Consider the following 17424-nt stretch of genomic DNA (forward strand, 5'->3'; position numbering starts at 1 on the left):
TGGTCGAAATGACAAAACAATCTGTGTAAGTGTGTCATTCCGACGAAGGAGGAATCACATCCCCATTTTTAAATCTTTCATTCAAGAACTCAAATTCCGGATTGAAAGAACGAATTAATTCTATTTTTTTAGTTCTATTCCATCTTTTTAATTCTTTTTCTCTTGTGATTGCCAAATGTACCCAACTGTGTTTTTCATAATATACCAAAAACTCAATTCCATATTTTGCTGCAAACGTTTTATTAGCTTCTTCAATATTTTTATGATGTTGTTGTAATCGTAGCTGTAAATTATTAGTCATACCAATACAATAAGTTGACCGATATTTATTGGTAATAATATAAACATAATAAGTATGACTTCCTTCTGTATAATCAAACATACTTTTTTATTCAACTTAATTTAGGTGATGACAAAATACGATTAATTTTCTTTATTGAGTTTCTTTATGTGATCTGCTTCGCCTGTTCACTATAGCTCGAGTCTCCTTCGTCGAGATGACAAAATGCAGCTAGTGTGTCATTCCGACGAAGGAGGAATCACATCCTAAAATTATATATCAATCTTAAAAGTTTATACAAAATCCTAAAACTGAAAATAAATAAACTCTTTGTAATCCGAATAGGTTCCTAAAGCCATGATAGCGGCCAAACATAAAGCTAATTTTACTGTTTGATATTTACCCGAAATGGGTTCTTCTTTGGTGCGATTGTTCCATTCGACAGTGATAAACAGCAGCAGCAAGAGGATAATTTCATAGTTGTATCTTTCGTTAGCCAAATATTGGGTTTCGAAATGCCCATTGGTAAACATTTTTTTTAAATACAAAAAGGCATCTGTGATTGTTTTAGCTCTAAAAAACACCCAAGCCAAACAACTTAGTGCAAAGGTGAGTACGATTTTGGCAACCGTTCTTACCGATTCCCAACTTCGATCTAAAACAACTGTATCCAAATTGTTTCGATTGGATTTCCGTATAAGAAGTGGTAAAAAGTACAAGGCATTAATCAGCCCCCAAACTACATACGTCCAATTGGCACCATGCCAAAAACCACTGACCAAAAAGATGATAAAGGTATTGCGGATTTTCATCCACATTCCGCCTTTGCTACCTCCTAACGGAATGTATAAATAGTCGCGAAACCAAGAGGATAGCGAAATATGCCAACGACGCCAAAACTCGGCTATATCTCTTGAAAAATAAGGGTAATTAAAGTTACGTAATAACTCTAATCCGAACAATTTGGACATCCCCAATGCCATATCGGAATAACCGGAAAAATCGCCGTAGATTTGGAAAGCAAAATAAACAGCTCCTAATACTAACGAGAATGAATTCATTGAGCCATAATGGTCAAAGATGGCATTAGCATAAGTCGCACAGGTATCGGCAATGACTACTTTTTTTAGTAATCCCCATAGCATTTGGTAGATTCCTGCTTTAGCCTGTTCGAAATTAAAACTTCGTTTTTCTTTGATCTCTGGCAATAAATGGGTTGCTCTTTCGATAGGTCCTGCCACCAAAAGCGGAAAATAACTCACAAACAGGGAATAATCGACAAAGTTGTATTCGGCTTTAATTCTTTTGTAATAAATATCAATTACATAGGATAGGCCGTGGAAGGTATAAAAAGAAATCCCCACAGGTAAGACTACATCTAAAAGAAAAGGTGACGTTTTTAAACCAAATCCTTGCATTAGCTCCGCAAAAGAAGCCGCAAAGAAGTTATAATACTTAAACAAGCCCAGAAATCCTAAATTGACTCCGATACTCAACCAAAACCAAAATTTTCGACTGCTTTCTTTCTGGCTTTTTTCAATTCGAATACCCGTATAATAATCTAAAAAAGTCGAAAATACTAAAAGAAATAGGAAGCGCCAATCCCAACAGGAATAGAAATAATAACTGGCAATAATTAATAAACTATTTTGAGTGGTTTTGTTTTTGTTAAACACAAACCAATACAAAATAAAAACGAGGGGTAAAAAAATCGCAAAAGCGAAAGAGTTGAAAAACATTTTTTGAGTTAAAAGTTATGAGTTAGAAGTTATGAGTTCTCTTCTTCCCTTATCTCAAAGTGGGGCAAATTCTCATTAACTAATTAAGCAGCAAATCTAGGATAAAATTTTCAAAATCTAATTTCATTTTACAATACTATCAATTGCATTCCAAATTTTCTCCGAGGCCTGTGTTGGCGTTTCACCTGCTACAATAGCATACCATTTTTTTCCTTCGGCAACATTAGATAAATTCCCTTTCAATATCGCTTCGATTTGATCTGCCAATTGCTTTTTATCTGTACAAAAAACAGCAGCTTGCTGACTTGGCATTGATCTAAAATGAACGTATTTATAGTTTTGCCCAATGTCACGAATTCCTTTTTTCAATTGAGGCTGTTCATAATTATAATAAATACATGGCTTATTATGAGCTACAAAATCGAAAACTGTGGAAGAACACACATTGGTTACCAATTCAGAATGTGCACAAACATTATGCAATAATCCTAAATCGGCCTTAGTAGGAAATACTTCGTTCCAATTTTTCCCTAAAGCCTTCCATAATGGATCTATTACTGCGATGATATCTTTATTAGCCTCAATTACTGCATTGTATCGGGAAGTAGTGTCAACAGGACATTTACGATAGATAATCCCCAAATTATATCCTTTAGCGTTTAAAGTACGAACAGCATGAGCTAAATCTTCTAAATAATACTGATCTAATGGTGATGTGGTTTCATCATCTCCTGAAAAACAAATGTATTTTTTTTGGATATCCAACTGATATTCGGCAAAAAAAGCTTCTCTACTTTGCGTTAGAGCAGTATCGTAATGCGGTTCAAATTGAGGTGTTCCCGTAACTATTAATTGGTTTTCCTTAACAAAAGGGTAATATTGTAGCATTTCCTTTTTCATCAAATCACTCCACACACAATAATAATCGGTTTCTACCAATTGCATCGCTTTAGGCACATTATCCCAAGAATACACAAACGTTAAAGTAGGAATCCCTAAATCCTGTGCAGCCAATAAAGCGCCAATAGATTGAGTAGCTCTTTGGGTAGTACAAAAAACCAAATCGGGTTTTATTTCTTCCAATTGTTTTTTGCAATACTGATACTTTTCGGTAGCACGTTCTAAAGCATTAATTCTTTTTCGAATTCGTACTATCCCTTTTTCAGAAGAATTCAAACCAATAAGCACTTTGATAAAAAGTGTCATCAAAGTATTCTTTAATCCATTGTAATTAAAGGGAAATTTATAAGTTTGATATACTTGATCTTTGAACTTTTTGGTAGCAACATTCAGTTCAATATGTTTTCTAACACGACAATAGTAAGAAGTTAAAGGATGAATCTTTTGTGTCTTGATTTTTACTTCTTCATACCCTAATTCTTCTTGTAAAGGATAAACGGTATTGTTCCAATATATTATTTGGTTTCCACGCTCTTCACCAATTTCTTTAAATTGGGTAAAGGCAAAATTGCGAAGCCCTACACCATCCGGGAAAAAAACAAGGATTTTTTTATTGTTCATTGATTATTTTTATGAGTGCAAACCTAATGCTTATTTCTTTTTGCTTAAACAAAAAATCAGCCTTTCTTATTCTTCAACTTCTCTCGTTGCACAACTTCAATTGGTAAAATATCACTGCTTTTAAATGTCAACGCCGAATGAACTGCATTTAAATCACGACTTAATTTTCGTAAGCCCATAGGTTCTAATGAAGCGGCATGATCGGTTCCTTTCCAGGTACGATCCAGTGTATAATGTCTTTCGATAATATTGGCTCCTAAAGTATAAGCTGCTATATCAACTGCTATCCCTAAATGATGCCCTGAAAAACCAATGTGTTTGACCTTTTCTCCATATTTAGCTATTAGCAAATTAATATCTAGCAAGCAAACATCTTCAAATGGTACCGGATATCCAGATGTACAGTTGTACAAAACCAAATCCTGATTACGCCCTTTTTCAATAAAGAAATTGACTAGTTCTTCAGTTTCATTTTTAGTTGTCATTCCTGTCGAAATATGAATCTCACCTTGGTAATTTTCGCATAACCAAGATAACATCGCATAATTATTATTACAAGCAGAAGGAATTTTAATAAAATCAGGATGTAATGTAGCAATTTCTTTAGCGGAAGTCAAATCCCAAACCGAAGTAGAATATGTAATACCAACCGATTCACAGTAATTTTTCAATTCGGCATGTTGGTTTAGACCAAATTCCAAATACTCTCTATGCGCGCCATAGGTATCCCCATACGCATTGGAACTATTGGGATGTGGAGCATTGTATTGCTCTTCCGTTAGTAATTCTTTATTATTTCTTTTCTGAAATTTGACTGCATCGGCATTACAAAATATTTTAGCAATTTTGATGAGCTCCTTAGCAATTTCCATTTCCCCCTTATGATTGCAACCTATTTCGGCAATTACATAGGGTTTTTTATAGTTATTCATTTACGTTTCGTTTTATAATTTTCACACACCCCTAACCCCTCTCAAGAGGGGAATATAATAGTGCTAATCAACAAATTTTATCTTTACACACATCATATCTCACACCCCTAACCCATCTCCAGAGGGGAATATAATAGAGCTAATTGATAACTTCTATTTTACATTTTAACTACCTCAAATACTTTTACTTGATTTTTTTTTCTTTCACAACCTTATTACACTAATGCCCTTATTATTTTTTATGGAATCGTTACATCTTCGATTTCAAGAGAGGAACTCCTTAGTGCTAATTATAACTGATTTTACAATTTCAAATCTGGACTTTATCTAAAATAAAATACAAGACGAAAATATTATTAGGGACTTAACTTCCCTCTTGAGAGGGGTTGGGGTGTGTTTTTTAAACTCTTCAATAAAAAATTCAATCATCCTAATTACATTCTCCAAATCTATAGTCACTTGACTCTTACCACACCTTACAACAATCCCCTGATTCAGCCCTGAATCTTTTTAATAGTCGTCATTCATTTACGAAAACTAACTCCCCTCTTGAGAGGGGTTGGGGGTGTGTTTTTCAAACTCTTCAATAAAAAATTCTATTGCTCTAATTACGTTTTCGATATCCTTTGTGACTTGCTCATCTGTAAATCGTAATATGGTCACACCTAATTCCATCATTCTTTTTTCTTTTTTCAAATCTTTATTATGCACTTCAATTAATTGATGCGAATAACCATCTAATTCTATACCTAGCATTAATTCGTGACAAAAGAAATCTAAAATATAGTTATCTATAGGTTTTTGTCTGTGAAAATCATAACCATACATTTGTTTTCCTTTTAACTTCATCCAGAGGAATATCTCTGATTGTGTCGAATTATTTCTAAGTTCCCGAGCGTATTCTTTTAGTTTAGGATTTTAGGGGATGATTTTTCGTTTAGACATGATGAAATATTTTATCTTTTTACACACCCCTAACCCCTCTAACTCCCTTTATTAATTTTTTATGGAATCGTTACATCTTCGATTTCAAGAGGGGAATACGATGACACTAATTACATCTACTACTATATCTTTACAACTTCTCTCTTTCTCACCTCCCTTGTCTCCCTCAAGAAGGGAATACGATGACGTTAATTATAAATTAGTCGCTCCAAAAATAGATTTTTCAATTGCTTTTTATAATATTTCAAAGCAAAATGGAATTATTTTCCGAAAACTAACTCCCCTCTTGATAGAGGTTGGGGGTTTGTATTTTGAATTCTTCTACTTTCCCTTTTAGTCTAAAACCGTTCGTTATAAGCAATTATTTTTTCACAAGCTTCGCGAATTGCACCCTCAGCAGAAGCTTTCGTTAATAAATAATCGGCATTAAGTTTTACTATTGTTGTGGCATTGGCCGGTGAAAATGACCATCCTGCTGCGCATATATTCGCTAAGTCATTTACATCATCGCCTATGTAGGCAAAAGAATTAAAATTAGTATTTTTGGTTTTAGCAAATTGTTGCAAAAAGGCATATTTATCTTTTACCCCTAAAAATGTATTTTCAATTTGGAGTTTTTTCATGCGTTGCGCCACTAAGGCTGAATTCTCAGATGTTATTACGACCACCTCAACCTGATTTTGACGTAATATCTCCAATCCCATTCCGTCACGCATATCAAAGGCTTTAGTCAATTCTCCTTCTGCCGAATAAAACACCTGTCCGTTAGTGAACACACCGTCAACATCTAACACTAAATAATCAATCCGTTGCTGTTGTTTTGCTTTTTTCAATCGGCTGGCTAAAAGTTCTTCTACAATTTTCCAATCGGTCATAGTGTCTATTTCAACCAACGTATTTTCAGGCATTGTCACTAAACCGATTTTACCACTCACTCTGTTTTTAGATTCTAAAAAAGCCTGTTTTGTAGTAGCATAAACCGCTCCATTTTCTATTAACAAACCTTCAAAATCCTGACGCCTTGGACGATGGAACACATCATAATTTTGAGGTGTTCCATTGGCATTCCAAGTAAAACGATGCGTATTAACTACGGTGAGAGCTGAATCGTAATTCTCTATTTCAATTTTAGCTAAAGTGGTATTAATATCTCTAGCGGTAGTCATAGGCGAAGTCGCCTGCAACAAACACAGTACATCAAAATCGTATTGAATTTGTTGCGCAAATTCCAACATAGCACTTTCGGTAGAAGCGGTATCCGTTGCATTTTCTTTGGAACGCAAAAGTGCTTTTACTTTTGGAGTCCAATGGTATTCTTTTGCGATATAATCGATAATTTCCTCTTCATCGGTAAAGACAAAGACTTCATCCAAATCAGAAAAAATAGCTTCGCCTAAGACCCAAGAAAAAAGGGGGCGTCCCAGCATTTTCTTTTTGTTCTTTCCAGGAATCCCTTTGGAATCTTTACGTAAGGGTATAATGGCTGTTTTTTTCATTTTCTATATTCTAAAAATCAAATATACTGTTTTATGTTTTTTGAGTTTCTTTTTTAAATGGACAAACTTCAATTAAACCATTCCTAAGAGATTCTATTATTTCGACTTTGGGCAAACTGGGATAAGTTACAAATAGTTGCTCCAATTGTAAATCAGAATAACAATCTATTTGCAATTCTGGCTTATAAAATTCTATTGCTACCGATTCTAAATAATCCTGATACTTGATATCATCTCCAAAAACCATGTTAGAAAACTTTTGCCAAACTGCAGGAATTCCATAAGCATGAGCCACAATAATTCCATGTAAAGAAGAAGATATTATCTTTTCACATTGCAAAAATTCAATTGTTTTAGATTCTATATCTGTAGTCATCATATCGATAAGTATTACCTCTGAATTATTCCTAAACCAATTGGACACCAATTTATAATCATTGTAATGAGGGACAATTCCATACTTGTATTTTTTTTGAACTGGTGGATTAAAATAACGAGGTAACAACAAGGCTGGATCTCCATAAATTTCGGGCACTTCATAGCCAAGTTTCAAAAGAAAATTTCTAGTTTGAGGCCCACGTACGGCTAAAAATCGAGCATTTTTAATTGAATATTCTTTGCTAATAATACCGCTACCCCACACAATACATTTATGATTGACATGGGTTAAAATACTTCCTACCGTTACGTAAATAGGCAAAAAATAATCCAATATAGACCATTTTTTAGGCCAGGCAAAAGCAACCGTTTTTCCTGATATTTTTGCTACCAGATAAGCCCCTAAGACATCGCCATAATTTTCTTTAGCTTTGCCTTGAATTATTTTTTCGTTCCACCAAAAAAGGCGGATTTTGGTTGAAAATTTCATTATTTTAAATCTTTGTTCTTGCACATAATTATAATTGCATTTTTTCAAAAAAATGTTAATTTGATAAATCTGTCCTGCTCCAACCAAGCACCCTCAATACAATTAAATCATACTTTTTTACTTCTTGATTCCTCAAATAATGATATTCTAAGTTAGACTTAATCGTTTTATTGTTATGATTTATTCCATTTTCAATTAAAGATACATCACTAATAACTTTTAAAAAAAGTTGTTTCATATCCTCAGAATCTTCTGGATTTTCAATCAACATTCCATTCATTCCATCTTTAATAATTTCGGCTGTTGCTCCTCCCTGATTAGATTGAATAGGAAATACTTCCATACAAATGGCTTCTAACAAAGTATTGGGAATTCCATCGGAGTTGCTATTTCCAATATAAACCAACGATTTCCCCATAAGCTTGATAACTTCTTCATGTAATATCTTTCCTTTTATTTCAAAATTTCCCCAATGTTGTAGTGGTGATTTTTCTACAAAATCAAAAACTGCTGCATCCGCTCCAAAAACTACAACTTCAAAACCAACAAGTACCTCTTGCAACTGTTCTATAGCTTTTAAAACTGGAATTGCCCGCCCTGAACGCCCTTGAAATCCTTTAATTAGAATCGTTTTTCGCTCTTTGACAGGGCTTTTATAGTGCTGTATTTTTTCCATATCAAATCCACCACCACCAGGAAAAACCCCAAGAAACTCCCCAACAAAACCATGTTGTTTTGCAATTTTATAATCGCGTTGGCAATCCGTAAACAAATAATTCACTCTTGGCAAAACACGTTTGATGTCTTGTAAATATTTATACTCATTTTGAAAATAAAACAAATCACTTCCCCAGGAAGAATAGACCCACTTTTGGTTAGGGTATTTTTCCATAACTGTAATAATGGGCGTACAGGAAACATACAAAGCAAAACTATGTACCACATCCGGTTTGATTTCGTTGAGATAGGCTTCAAAAACAGCGGCAGTATCCCGTTCATTTATTTTTTGAATCCATGCATAAGTTTTGGGAAAATTAGATTTTACAAAAACACGACCCGGATAATTCCATCGTAATTTCCATGCCGTTTTTTGCTCTACCCAAGCTATTCTTTCCGCTTGCTGACTCATTCCTGTGATATCAAACCAGTAGACTTCATGACCGGAGTCCTGAAGTTGGCTTGTCCATCTAAAGAAATGAAGTGATGGCATAGAAACCATTAGTATTTTCATATATAGCTGCTAATTGTTGTTTTTTGATAAAATAGTTCTAAATAAATTTTCTAAAACCCCACTGGAACTAAAGCCTGAACAATAATACTTTTGTACCTTCCTTTCAGGATTGAAAATACATTTTGAATTGAATAATATTTTTTTGACGATTAAAACTATAGTCATAGGGATTATTTCTGTACTGTTTGATAATGGTTTCTAATAACAGATTATTCACTGTATCCATATCATAAACAGGCTGATATTTCTTTCCTACTATTCTTTTTAATTGGTTTTTTACTTTTTCCACTCCTGACACGGCTTTTATTTCTATTGCTATTACTTCATTTGTAAAATTAGCCATTTGGGCTAAAACCGCATTAATTTCTAATATTGTTGCTTTCAATTGCAACACATAAGCTTCTTTAGTTAGTTTTTCGTAATCGCTCAAAAGCGGTACTTTACCCCACTCAAGATTTTGATTCACTATTATTCGGTTGGTTTTTTGAGTTTGAATCATATAAGAATGATTGATTCGTTCAAGGAGCGAATGAAAAGGATGTATACTAGACTTAGAACGATACACTTTTGGGTGCCACTGATGCTTTAGTAAAATTTCTTTATCGTAGAAAAACAACTTCAAGCCCGCATTTTTCATTCGGATGTGAATATCAGTATCTTCTGCTCCCCAACCGTGGTAAAACTCGTCGTAACCATTGAGAGATTGTAAAACTGAAGTAGGAAACATGGTTGTTCCTGTTACTTCTTTATTCCCTTTAAAAATGACTTTATATTCATTAAAATCCTTGCTTAACAAAGACTCTTGTTGAGATAAAAATCCATATTGAAAATAATGTACTTCATCATTATTCCCTAGTCCCAAAGCCACCTCTATAAAAGTAGGAGCAAAAATCAAATCGATATCTCCTACTACAAAATAGGCTGTGGTTGTTTGTTGTAAAGCCATATTAATAGCTCTACATTTATGCCAAAGTTGGCCTTGAGTAGGACAATTAATCAATCTAATCTTTGGATATTGTTGCAGTAAATTACCTAATTCTAATTGATAGGCAAAATCTGAACCATAATCCACCACCACACAATCAAAATCCTGACAATTTTGTTGACTTAAAGATTGCAAGCAGTTTTTCACGATTTGTAAATCACGGTTACGATTGGTTAGGACAAGCGTTATCATTTAAAACTTTTATATAAAGAATAAAAATACATTTTTGTAACAGCATTTTGCTGTAAATCGTATTGTAAATTATAAAAAAATAATTTTAAAGCACGCCAATATGATCCTTCTCTATTGTATCGAACCATTAAACTAATTTTTCTTTTGATTAAAGCCTCCTCGACTATTTTTTGCTTATGTGCAAAATTCAAATCTATTAAAATATCTTTTGTTATAAGCAAATCCGTTTTAACAATGGCACTTACTTTTTTTCTAATTTTAAAAGACTCCCCAATATCCACTCTATAAACAGCCGTAACTTCGTCTAAAAAATAAATTTTTCCACTTTCTTTTATGGTCCATAAATAGGTTGGCCAATCTCCATAAGGGTATTTTAAAATCCATTTAGGAAGCTGGTTCTGATTGTTTTGAATATTCTTAAAAAGGGTAGTAACTGAAGGTATATAATTATCAAAAATTAAGTCATCAAAATTAGTAGTTCTCCCTTTTGTATTTGCTACTGATTCTTTAAATTCTCCATTAGGAAAAAGTTTTCGAACACGAGTATAAACAATTGAAAAATCAGGATTTGATTCTAAAAAATCAACTTGCTTTTGTAGTTTGTATTTATCAATCCAATAATCATCTCCATCACAAATAGCAATGTATTTACCATCACATTCCTTAATGGTACGCATATAATTAGCGATCAAACCAATATTTTTATCTAAAGCTGGAAGCAATTTTATATTATTAGGATACTGTGAAGCAAAATTTTCACATATTTGCCTAGTAGAATCAGTACTACAATCTTCTCCTATGACTAATTGGTATGCAAAATCCGTTTGTTGCATTAAAACACTTTCAATAGTCTGAGTTATAAATTGTTCTTGATTATAGGTTAAAATAAAGACACTGACAGTAATCTTAGTCATTTAATGTATTTCTATTTAAAAAGACGAAAGCCGAAAAAAGTCTCACAAAATAAATTCAACACCTTTTTCCTTCCTTTAATAATTCTCATTTTTTTTAATTTCTCCATTTCAGAATTTAAAGCAATAAATGACCCCAGATGCTTTACATAAAAATCAGCATGTTTTACTGATAAATAGTTATATAATTCTTCTTTATCTGAAATTTTCAAGTCCACATGTCTAGATTTTTCTTTTATTCTATAATAAAAACCTATTTTATTTAGTTGGCATACATTACCTCCATTTTTTAATAAAGCAATCCAAAACTCCCAATCTTCTAGTCCCAAAACCATATTAACATCATAGCCTCCCACTCTTTGCCAGTCGGCTTTTCTATATAATGCAGAACAAAAAATCATATTGTACAAGCCTAATTTTGAAATATCAAATGGAGGTAAATACCATAGACCTGATTCCTCTCCAAATTTCTCAGCCCTGGCATAAACTACTTTAAGACTTGGATCTTTTTGAAATTCATTAATAGCTAATTCTAAATAATCATTTGCTATTTTATCATCAGCATCTAAGGCTAATATAAATTCAGCTTTTGCTTGATTAATACCAAAGTTTCTTGCACTAGCTATTCCTCCATTATCTTTATACCTATATTTAAATCGACTGTCTTTTGCTATCCATTCCTTAGCAATTTGAGCTGTCTTATCTGGACTACCATCATCAACAATGATACATTCCCAGTCTTGATACCTTTGATCTATTACTGATTGTAATGCTTCTCCCAAGTATTGTGCTTGTTTGTAACATGGAACGATTATTGAAATTAATGGATAAATAATCATATTTCTAGTTTTGTTAATTTTAATTTCAACGCTTTTTTCTCAATCAAGTGCCATGAAAAATAACCCAGAATAACAGAAAGCGGTATTGAAGAAATCATTAAGGCATATGAATCCAATTTAAAGAACCACATTAAACTTTGTTGAATTGGAAAACTGTAAATGTAAATACCATAAGAAGCATCACCAAAATTCCCAAAATCTTTAATCCCAGGAATTGTAGAAAAACCTAATAATAGAATAAAAAATGGCAACAAAACATGTTTTGTCAAATCATAAAAATTAAAATAAATCGAGAAAGTTAAGAGTATTAATGACAAGAACAAAAACCATTTCTTATACTTAATTTTTTCAAATTCCAATGAAGCCAAAACGCTTCCGGCAATAAAAAAAGCACCTAAATTTAGTACATGAATACCTAACAAGTTAAATAAACTAAAGCCTGCTAATTTTGGTAGAAGAAAAAGATACAACATATAAAAAATAAAAAATGCTAAACTTAACAAAAAAGTTAAAGCTTTCTTTTTATTTTTCATACAATAAAGTATTGATAAGGCAACATATAAAGTAAATTCATACCTAATAGTCCATAAAGAACCATTAATGGAATGATAGCTATTTGTATCAAAAATTCCTTTTATACCTGACTGAAATCCATATAAACTTAAATTGTAGGGTAAATAAGTCAACGCTTCAATATTTTGTAAAAAAGGAGTTTTATTTACATATATAATTGGAGCTAAAAACAACGTTAGTATCAATACAATTATAAGTGCTGGAAAAAGTCTTAAAAATCGTTTCTTATAATAGTCTAAAAGACTTTTACTTCTTTGTAAACTTTTAAAAATAAAATAACCACTTATAATAAAAAACCCATTTAAACCAATTTGGGAAAATGTTAATTGTCCATTTGAAATCTTATAAATCCCAACATTATCCTCAGTACTTCCAGATAAAGCATACGCATGAGAAATAACCACCAAAAGAGCAAATAGGAATCGTAGGAAATCAAAATTATTATTTGTTAATCTTAGCTCCATCTTCAAAACTGTTTCGGTTTATTCCTTATAAACTTAATTAAGTAAAAAAAGCGTAAAAAAGCGTATTTGATTTCAATAAAAAAGTTTTTACAGGCGTTCCATATATTCCCTAAAAGACCTTTCAAAGTTTGAATAAAAGTAATATCCTGATGCCATAATTGATAATTTCCCACTACATCATTTTTAAAACGGAAAAACTGTTGTTTAGGTGTTCTGTACATTTCATAATGAAAAATAGATGGAACAAAATCAATTTCGTAACCCGCTTTTAAAACTCGTACAGTCCATTCTTTGTCTTCAAAAGTAGCTACATCATTTCTAAAAGAGTGCTTTTCCCAAACACTTCTTCTAAAAGCAGATCCTGAAAATATCAAACCCGATTTATTAGGGTCTGTTGTAGCCCTAACTTTGTTTATGTAATTACGGTAATCATTGGTAGAATGCAAACAACGTAATCCTGCTAAATTTGGATTGGATTCAAACTTTTCACGAATTAATTTAAAAAAATCATGGCTTACAGGGTAAGAATGCGCACTAAAAATCACTACAATAGGCTCTTTTGCTTCCTGAGCCGCAACATTAGCACTTCCTCCATAGGAAAATTGCTCAATAGTTATGAATCTTGCTCCAAATTGTTGGCTTATAGCTGCACTTTCATCAGTAGAACAATTATCAATAACAATGATTTCGGCTATATCCTCCGAATACCTTTCTGTCAGATTCTTTAACAAAAATGACAAGGCGTGTACTTGGTTTTTATTTCGGATAACTACTGAAATCATTTGCTATTTCTTTTATTGGAAAACAATTGAGAGACTATTTTAAAAGGTTTCAACACCAATTTCCCAATTTTATATTCAATTGAATTCTTAATTTGCATTTTCCCTATACGATGCGTTTTGATATAGTAAAAAAGTACCTCAGCTGTGTTATCAAAATGCCTGCAATAGATATCCTGGTGTTTTCTAAAAATATATTCCATATTGGCTTCTGCATGATTAGTAATAGTATCCACCAGCATCGATTTTTTAGACTTCCGATAATAGAACAAAAATGCTGGTACAAACTGAAACTCCCAGCCTCTCTTGGTCACATTTAACCAAAACTCCCAATCTTCAAAACCTTTTACCATGCTTTCATCATAGCCTCCTACTTGCTCCCAACATTGTTTTCTAAATAATGATGAAGGCATCAATTTATTTTCAAACATTAAATCACAATAATTGCTACCCGAAGCCTTATATTCTTTTATAATGTTTGTTCTATTTTTTATAAAAAAATAGCGGTAACAAGAAACTATTGCAAGTCTATCATTTGATTCTAAAACTGGAACTATTTTATTTAAATAATCCGAGTGCAAAATATCATCGGCATCTAAGGGCAAAATAAATTCTCCATTCGCGGCTTTGATACCGGCATTTCGTGCAGCAGACAAACCTCCATTTTGTTGATATATATATTGAAAACGATTGTCTTTTTCCAGCCATTGCTGCGCTACTAAATCGGTATTATCTGGGCTTCCATCGTTGACAATAACACATTCCCAGTTGGTGTAAGTCTGTTCTAATACTGATTGCAAAGCTTCACTTAAAAGTGAGCCTGCTTGTAACAGGGAACAATTATGGATACTAATGCACTCATCAATTTGTAAAAATCTTTTTAATAATACGCAAAGGTTGCAAAAAAAACTCCCCAAGGATATACTCCTTCGATTTTTTAGCTTTGTGAATGCTATTTCTTAAAAGTGAATTTTGACGTAATAATTGAAAAACATAAAAATCCATATACCTTTCATACACTTCTTTATGTTTCAAGTAAATATACTGCCTTAATTCAAAATCATTATTTTTCAATGCTATTTGGTCTCTGGATACTTTCTTAATACGATAATGTGATAAAACTTCTTTTATTATATGAATGCTTCCTCCTTGTTTTAAAATTGCAATCCAAAATTCCCAATCTTCATAACCCGCTTGCATTTTTTCATCAAATCCTCCTACTATTTCCCATGATTGTTTACGAAACATGGTACTGGCTCTTCCATTATTAATTACAATGAAATCTTTCAAATTACCTCCTAAAGGTTTTATAATTTCAATAGTTTTATGCTCTTTAAATGTTCTACAGTAACTACTTACCGCAATAGCGTTATTGTCTTGAATTAATATTGCAACCGCTTTTTCTATAAAAGAAGGTTCGTAGTAATCATCGGCATCGAGATTAACAATATAATCCGTTTTAGCTAGACTTACAGCATGATTCCTAGCAGCGCTTACCCCTCTATTTTCCTGAAAAACAACTTCCAGTAAAGGATGTGTTATACTTTTTAATGTTTTTTGAGTTTTGGCATCAGAACCGTCATCTACAACTATAATCTTTTCTGGTAAAAGTGTTTGTTTGTATAGGGATTGTAATGCTTCCATGATGTATTGCCCATCATTATAACAGGGAATAATTGCCGTTACATTACTACTCTTGCCTTTCATTATTTATAAATTATTCTATATTTTTCTTTGAGTACAAAAATGGGAAAAGCATTTGTCTATACCTAATAATAGGAAAATATTTAATGCTGAAAAGAGTAAAAAGCAATTGGGGCTGTGAGAAAAAAAATTGTGCCCAAGCTTTAATGTTTATATACATTTTGTTATGCTCTTGGTATCTTAGCATCCAAATCCATTTTAAAATATCATCGATAGTGGCAGCTTTAACTTGATTTTTGCTACACCAGACAGCAAGCGTTTCATGCATTTTAATATTATATATTTTGTACAAGTCTTCTTTATCAAAAATATTATTATCATGGACTCCTCGAATAGCGACTGCTCTATCAATAATTCCAGTTTCTAAACGGCATTTAATAGCCATTTTCCAAAACATTTCCGAATCCTCTGCCACTACTAATTCTTCATTAAATAATCCTGTAGCTTGAAAAACGGATTTTTTTACTGTTAATCCATCAATTTGAAAATGACCACATCTTCCATACAACAAATTCTTAAACAAGTTTTCTGGTGTTATTTTTTGACTAACCGTATAGAGTTGGTGCGTTTTTAATTCTTGCTCTGTTGCAGTCCTATAAAAATGAAAGCCTACAGCATTATACACCCCATCACAATCAGGAACTTCTTGAAACAACTTGAAATCATTGGTAAATCGATTGGGTAAAAAATAATCATCAGCATCCAGAAAGGCTATATAATCCCCTGTAGCTTTTTGAATCCCAATGTTTCGAGTAGCAGAGCGTCCTTTGTTAAGCTTATTGGGATGATGACATAATTTAATTTTAGGATACTTAGACTGAAGTTCTTTAACTATTTGTATTGTAGTATCGGTACTTCCATCATCTACTACAATAATCTCGCTTACTTCAATTTGTTCTAAGCAGGATTCAATCGCTTTATTAATAAAACGTTCTGCATTGTAAGTTGGGATTATTATTGATAGAGAATATTGCATATACTATTATTTTAAAATAAATTCTCTATTCTAATTTGTTTTTTTGAAAGCATAAATCATACCTGTTAATTCATCATAAGTTCTTGAAAAATAATCAAAACCAGATTTAATTAACATTTGTTCTATGACTTCAGCCCCTTTATCATGCCACTCCAATAGTAATACATCAATTTTATGAATCATCCCAGATTGACAAAGATCTTCTAAGATTTCATATTCTCCTCCCTCACAATCCATTTTTACAATCAGTTTTTTATCCCTATTCTCAGACACTATTTTAGTTAATTCTAAAGTTGCTGATTCTATTTGAACTTCAATTTTTTTTGCATTAGTATTATTTTCATAACTAGGACTCGATTTACCTCGAAGTCCTGTATTTCCTTTGCAATTTTTATCAAATAAAAATAATTCCTTGCGACTATTGTTACCTAATCCTATATTTTTTATAGTTGTTATTTTCTGGATTTTATTATTCAAACTAAAATTATATTGTGCCTGTTCAAACGTATCTTTTACGGGTTCAAATGCATAAATCTTATCTACATAATCCAATCGTGAAAAAAAGAGATGTAATACCAATATTGGCTCCAATATCTATTACAACGGATTGAGAGCTTGAAATAAAATCATAATCATTCCTAACAAATATTTCATTTAAAATATGAAATTCCTCCTCACTTTCTATATAAATACTAAGATCTAAAAAACCTACTAAAAACCCCTCTCTATGATTAACAATAGAAAGTTCTTTAAACTTATTTTCTAAATTTTGAATATAATATTTGGATTGGAATAGCGTATTAAAATTCTCGTTCACATGATATTTTTTTAGAGGAAACATTAATTGCTCTCTTTCTTTATCCTTATTTATTATTCTATAACCCAACTTATTGATAACCGTATATAAAAGATTCCTCATTTTTAAATAAAATAGTATTAATTATATCGCTAGATTTTTTGTTTCGCGCTACAAAAGTGATTTTAATTTA

17 protein-coding genes and 1 pseudogene are annotated in these 17424 nt (G+C 32.1%); all 18 read right to left on the reverse strand.

Annotated features, from left to right (window positions below; all coding sequences use genetic code 11):
• Positions 1-34: 34 nt before the first annotated feature.
• Positions 35-382: a GIY-YIG nuclease family protein gene (locus P5P90_RS06205; protein WP_278036300.1), complete on the reverse strand. Its 348-nt coding sequence runs from the start codon at positions 380-382 to the stop codon at positions 35-37.
• A gap of 203 nt (positions 383-585) precedes the next feature.
• A complete protein-coding gene (locus P5P90_RS06210; protein WP_278036301.1) occupies positions 586-2019 on the reverse strand; it encodes an MBOAT family O-acyltransferase in 1434 nt (477 codons plus the stop codon).
• Positions 2020-2142: 123 nt separating this feature from the next.
• Positions 2143-3540 (reverse strand): glycosyltransferase family protein, encoded by a 1398-nt coding sequence (locus P5P90_RS06215; RefSeq protein WP_278036302.1) that lies wholly within the window; start codon positions 3538-3540, stop codon positions 2143-2145.
• A gap of 56 nt (positions 3541-3596) precedes the next feature.
• Positions 3597-4472, reverse strand: coding sequence for an N-acetylneuraminate synthase family protein (locus P5P90_RS06220; protein ID WP_278036303.1), 876 nt, complete (start codon positions 4470-4472; stop codon positions 3597-3599).
• A gap of 537 nt (positions 4473-5009) precedes the next feature.
• A pseudogene (locus P5P90_RS06225) lies at positions 5010-5372 on the reverse strand (endonuclease domain-containing protein); the annotation flags it as partial.
• A 383-nt stretch (positions 5373-5755) separates the two neighbouring features.
• Positions 5756-6913 carry an acylneuraminate cytidylyltransferase gene (locus P5P90_RS06230; RefSeq protein WP_278036304.1) on the reverse strand — a complete coding sequence of 386 codons (1158 nt, stop codon included), beginning with the start codon at positions 6911-6913 and terminating at the stop codon, positions 5756-5758.
• A gap of 31 nt (positions 6914-6944) precedes the next feature.
• Positions 6945-7781: a polysaccharide pyruvyl transferase family protein gene (locus tag P5P90_RS06235; protein ID WP_278036305.1), complete on the reverse strand. Its 837-nt coding sequence runs from the start codon at positions 7779-7781 to the stop codon at positions 6945-6947.
• 55 nt (positions 7782-7836) lie between these two features.
• Positions 7837-9012, reverse strand: a complete 1176-nt coding sequence (locus P5P90_RS06240) for a glycosyltransferase (protein ID WP_278036306.1) — start codon at positions 9010-9012, stop codon at positions 7837-7839.
• A gap of 103 nt (positions 9013-9115) precedes the next feature.
• Positions 9116-10189: a glycosyltransferase family 2 protein gene (locus P5P90_RS06245; protein WP_278036307.1), complete on the reverse strand. Its 1074-nt coding sequence runs from the start codon at positions 10187-10189 to the stop codon at positions 9116-9118.
• Positions 10186-11103 (reverse strand): glycosyltransferase, encoded by a 918-nt coding sequence (locus P5P90_RS06250; RefSeq protein ID WP_278036308.1) that lies wholly within the window; start codon positions 11101-11103, stop codon positions 10186-10188. Before P5P90_RS06250 ends, P5P90_RS06245 begins: the two co-directional genes overlap by 4 nt.
• A gap of 11 nt (positions 11104-11114) precedes the next feature.
• Positions 11115-11939 carry a glycosyltransferase family 2 protein gene (locus P5P90_RS06255; protein ID WP_278036309.1) on the reverse strand — a complete coding sequence of 275 codons (825 nt, stop codon included), beginning with the start codon at positions 11937-11939 and terminating at the stop codon, positions 11115-11117.
• A complete protein-coding gene (locus tag P5P90_RS06260) occupies positions 11936-12976 on the reverse strand; it encodes an acyltransferase family protein (RefSeq protein ID WP_278036310.1) in 1041 nt (346 codons plus the stop codon). The genes P5P90_RS06255 and P5P90_RS06260 overlap by 4 nt, the downstream gene beginning before the upstream one ends.
• 2 nt (positions 12977-12978) lie before the next feature.
• Positions 12979-13758 carry a glycosyltransferase family 2 protein gene (locus P5P90_RS06265; RefSeq protein WP_278036311.1) on the reverse strand — a complete coding sequence of 260 codons (780 nt, stop codon included), beginning with the start codon at positions 13756-13758 and terminating at the stop codon, positions 12979-12981.
• Positions 13755-14555: a glycosyltransferase family 2 protein gene (locus tag P5P90_RS06270; RefSeq protein ID WP_278036312.1), complete on the reverse strand. Its 801-nt coding sequence runs from the start codon at positions 14553-14555 to the stop codon at positions 13755-13757. The genes P5P90_RS06265 and P5P90_RS06270 overlap by 4 nt, the downstream gene beginning before the upstream one ends.
• A gap of 61 nt (positions 14556-14616) precedes the next feature.
• Positions 14617-15462, reverse strand: coding sequence for a glycosyltransferase family 2 protein (locus P5P90_RS06275; RefSeq protein ID WP_278036313.1), 846 nt, complete (start codon positions 15460-15462; stop codon positions 14617-14619).
• A 10-nt stretch (positions 15463-15472) separates the two neighbouring features.
• A complete protein-coding gene (locus P5P90_RS06280; protein WP_278036314.1) occupies positions 15473-16435 on the reverse strand; it encodes a glycosyltransferase family 2 protein in 963 nt (320 codons plus the stop codon).
• Between the two features lie 30 nt (positions 16436-16465).
• On the reverse strand, positions 16466-17014 hold the full coding sequence (locus tag P5P90_RS06285; protein WP_278036315.1) for an FkbM family methyltransferase: 549 nt from the start codon (positions 17012-17014) through the stop codon (positions 16466-16468).
• Complete coding sequence (locus P5P90_RS06290; protein ID WP_278036316.1) at positions 16971-17354, reverse strand: hypothetical protein; 384 nt, start codon at positions 17352-17354, stop codon at positions 16971-16973. The genes P5P90_RS06285 and P5P90_RS06290 overlap by 44 nt, the downstream gene beginning before the upstream one ends.
• Positions 17355-17424 lie beyond the last annotated feature (70 nt).

It is taken from the genome of Flavobacterium nitratireducens, assembly GCF_029625335.1.
Lineage (GTDB): Bacteria > Bacteroidota > Bacteroidia > Flavobacteriales > Flavobacteriaceae > Flavobacterium > Flavobacterium nitratireducens.

Coding starts and splice junctions, on each gene's coding strand:
- P5P90_RS06210 (WP_278036301.1), bottom strand. CDS start 2,019: ATGTTTTTCAACTCTTTCGCTTTTGCGATTTTTTTACCCCTCGTTTTT.
- P5P90_RS06245 (WP_278036307.1), bottom strand. CDS start 10,189: ATGATAACGCTTGTCCTAACCAATCGTAACCGTGATTTACAAATCGTG.
- P5P90_RS06265 (WP_278036311.1), bottom strand. CDS start 13,758: ATGATTTCAGTAGTTATCCGAAATAAAAACCAAGTACACGCCTTGTCA.
- P5P90_RS06235 (WP_278036305.1), bottom strand. CDS start 7,781: ATGAAATTTTCAACCAAAATCCGCCTTTTTTGGTGGAACGAAAAAATA.
- P5P90_RS06240 (WP_278036306.1), bottom strand. CDS start 9,012: ATGAAAATACTAATGGTTTCTATGCCATCACTTCATTTCTTTAGATGG.
- P5P90_RS06205 (WP_278036300.1), bottom strand. CDS start 382: ATGTTTGATTATACAGAAGGAAGTCATACTTATTATGTTTATATTATT.
- P5P90_RS06260 (WP_278036310.1), bottom strand. CDS start 12,976: ATGGAGCTAAGATTAACAAATAATAATTTTGATTTCCTACGATTCCTA.
- P5P90_RS06255 (WP_278036309.1), bottom strand. CDS start 11,939: ATGATTATTTATCCATTAATTTCAATAATCGTTCCATGTTACAAACAA.
- P5P90_RS06275 (WP_278036313.1), bottom strand. CDS start 15,462: ATGAAAGGCAAGAGTAGTAATGTAACGGCAATTATTCCCTGTTATAAT.
- P5P90_RS06250 (WP_278036308.1), bottom strand. CDS start 11,103: ATGACTAAGATTACTGTCAGTGTCTTTATTTTAACCTATAATCAAGAA.
- P5P90_RS06215 (WP_278036302.1), bottom strand. CDS start 3,540: ATGAACAATAAAAAAATCCTTGTTTTTTTCCCGGATGGTGTAGGGCTT.
- P5P90_RS06220 (WP_278036303.1), bottom strand. CDS start 4,472: ATGAATAACTATAAAAAACCCTATGTAATTGCCGAAATAGGTTGCAAT.
- P5P90_RS06290 (WP_278036316.1), bottom strand. CDS start 17,354: ATGAGGAATCTTTTATATACGGTTATCAATAAGTTGGGTTATAGAATA.
- P5P90_RS06230 (WP_278036304.1), bottom strand. CDS start 6,913: ATGAAAAAAACAGCCATTATACCCTTACGTAAAGATTCCAAAGGGATT.
- P5P90_RS06280 (WP_278036314.1), bottom strand. CDS start 16,435: ATGCAATATTCTCTATCAATAATAATCCCAACTTACAATGCAGAACGT.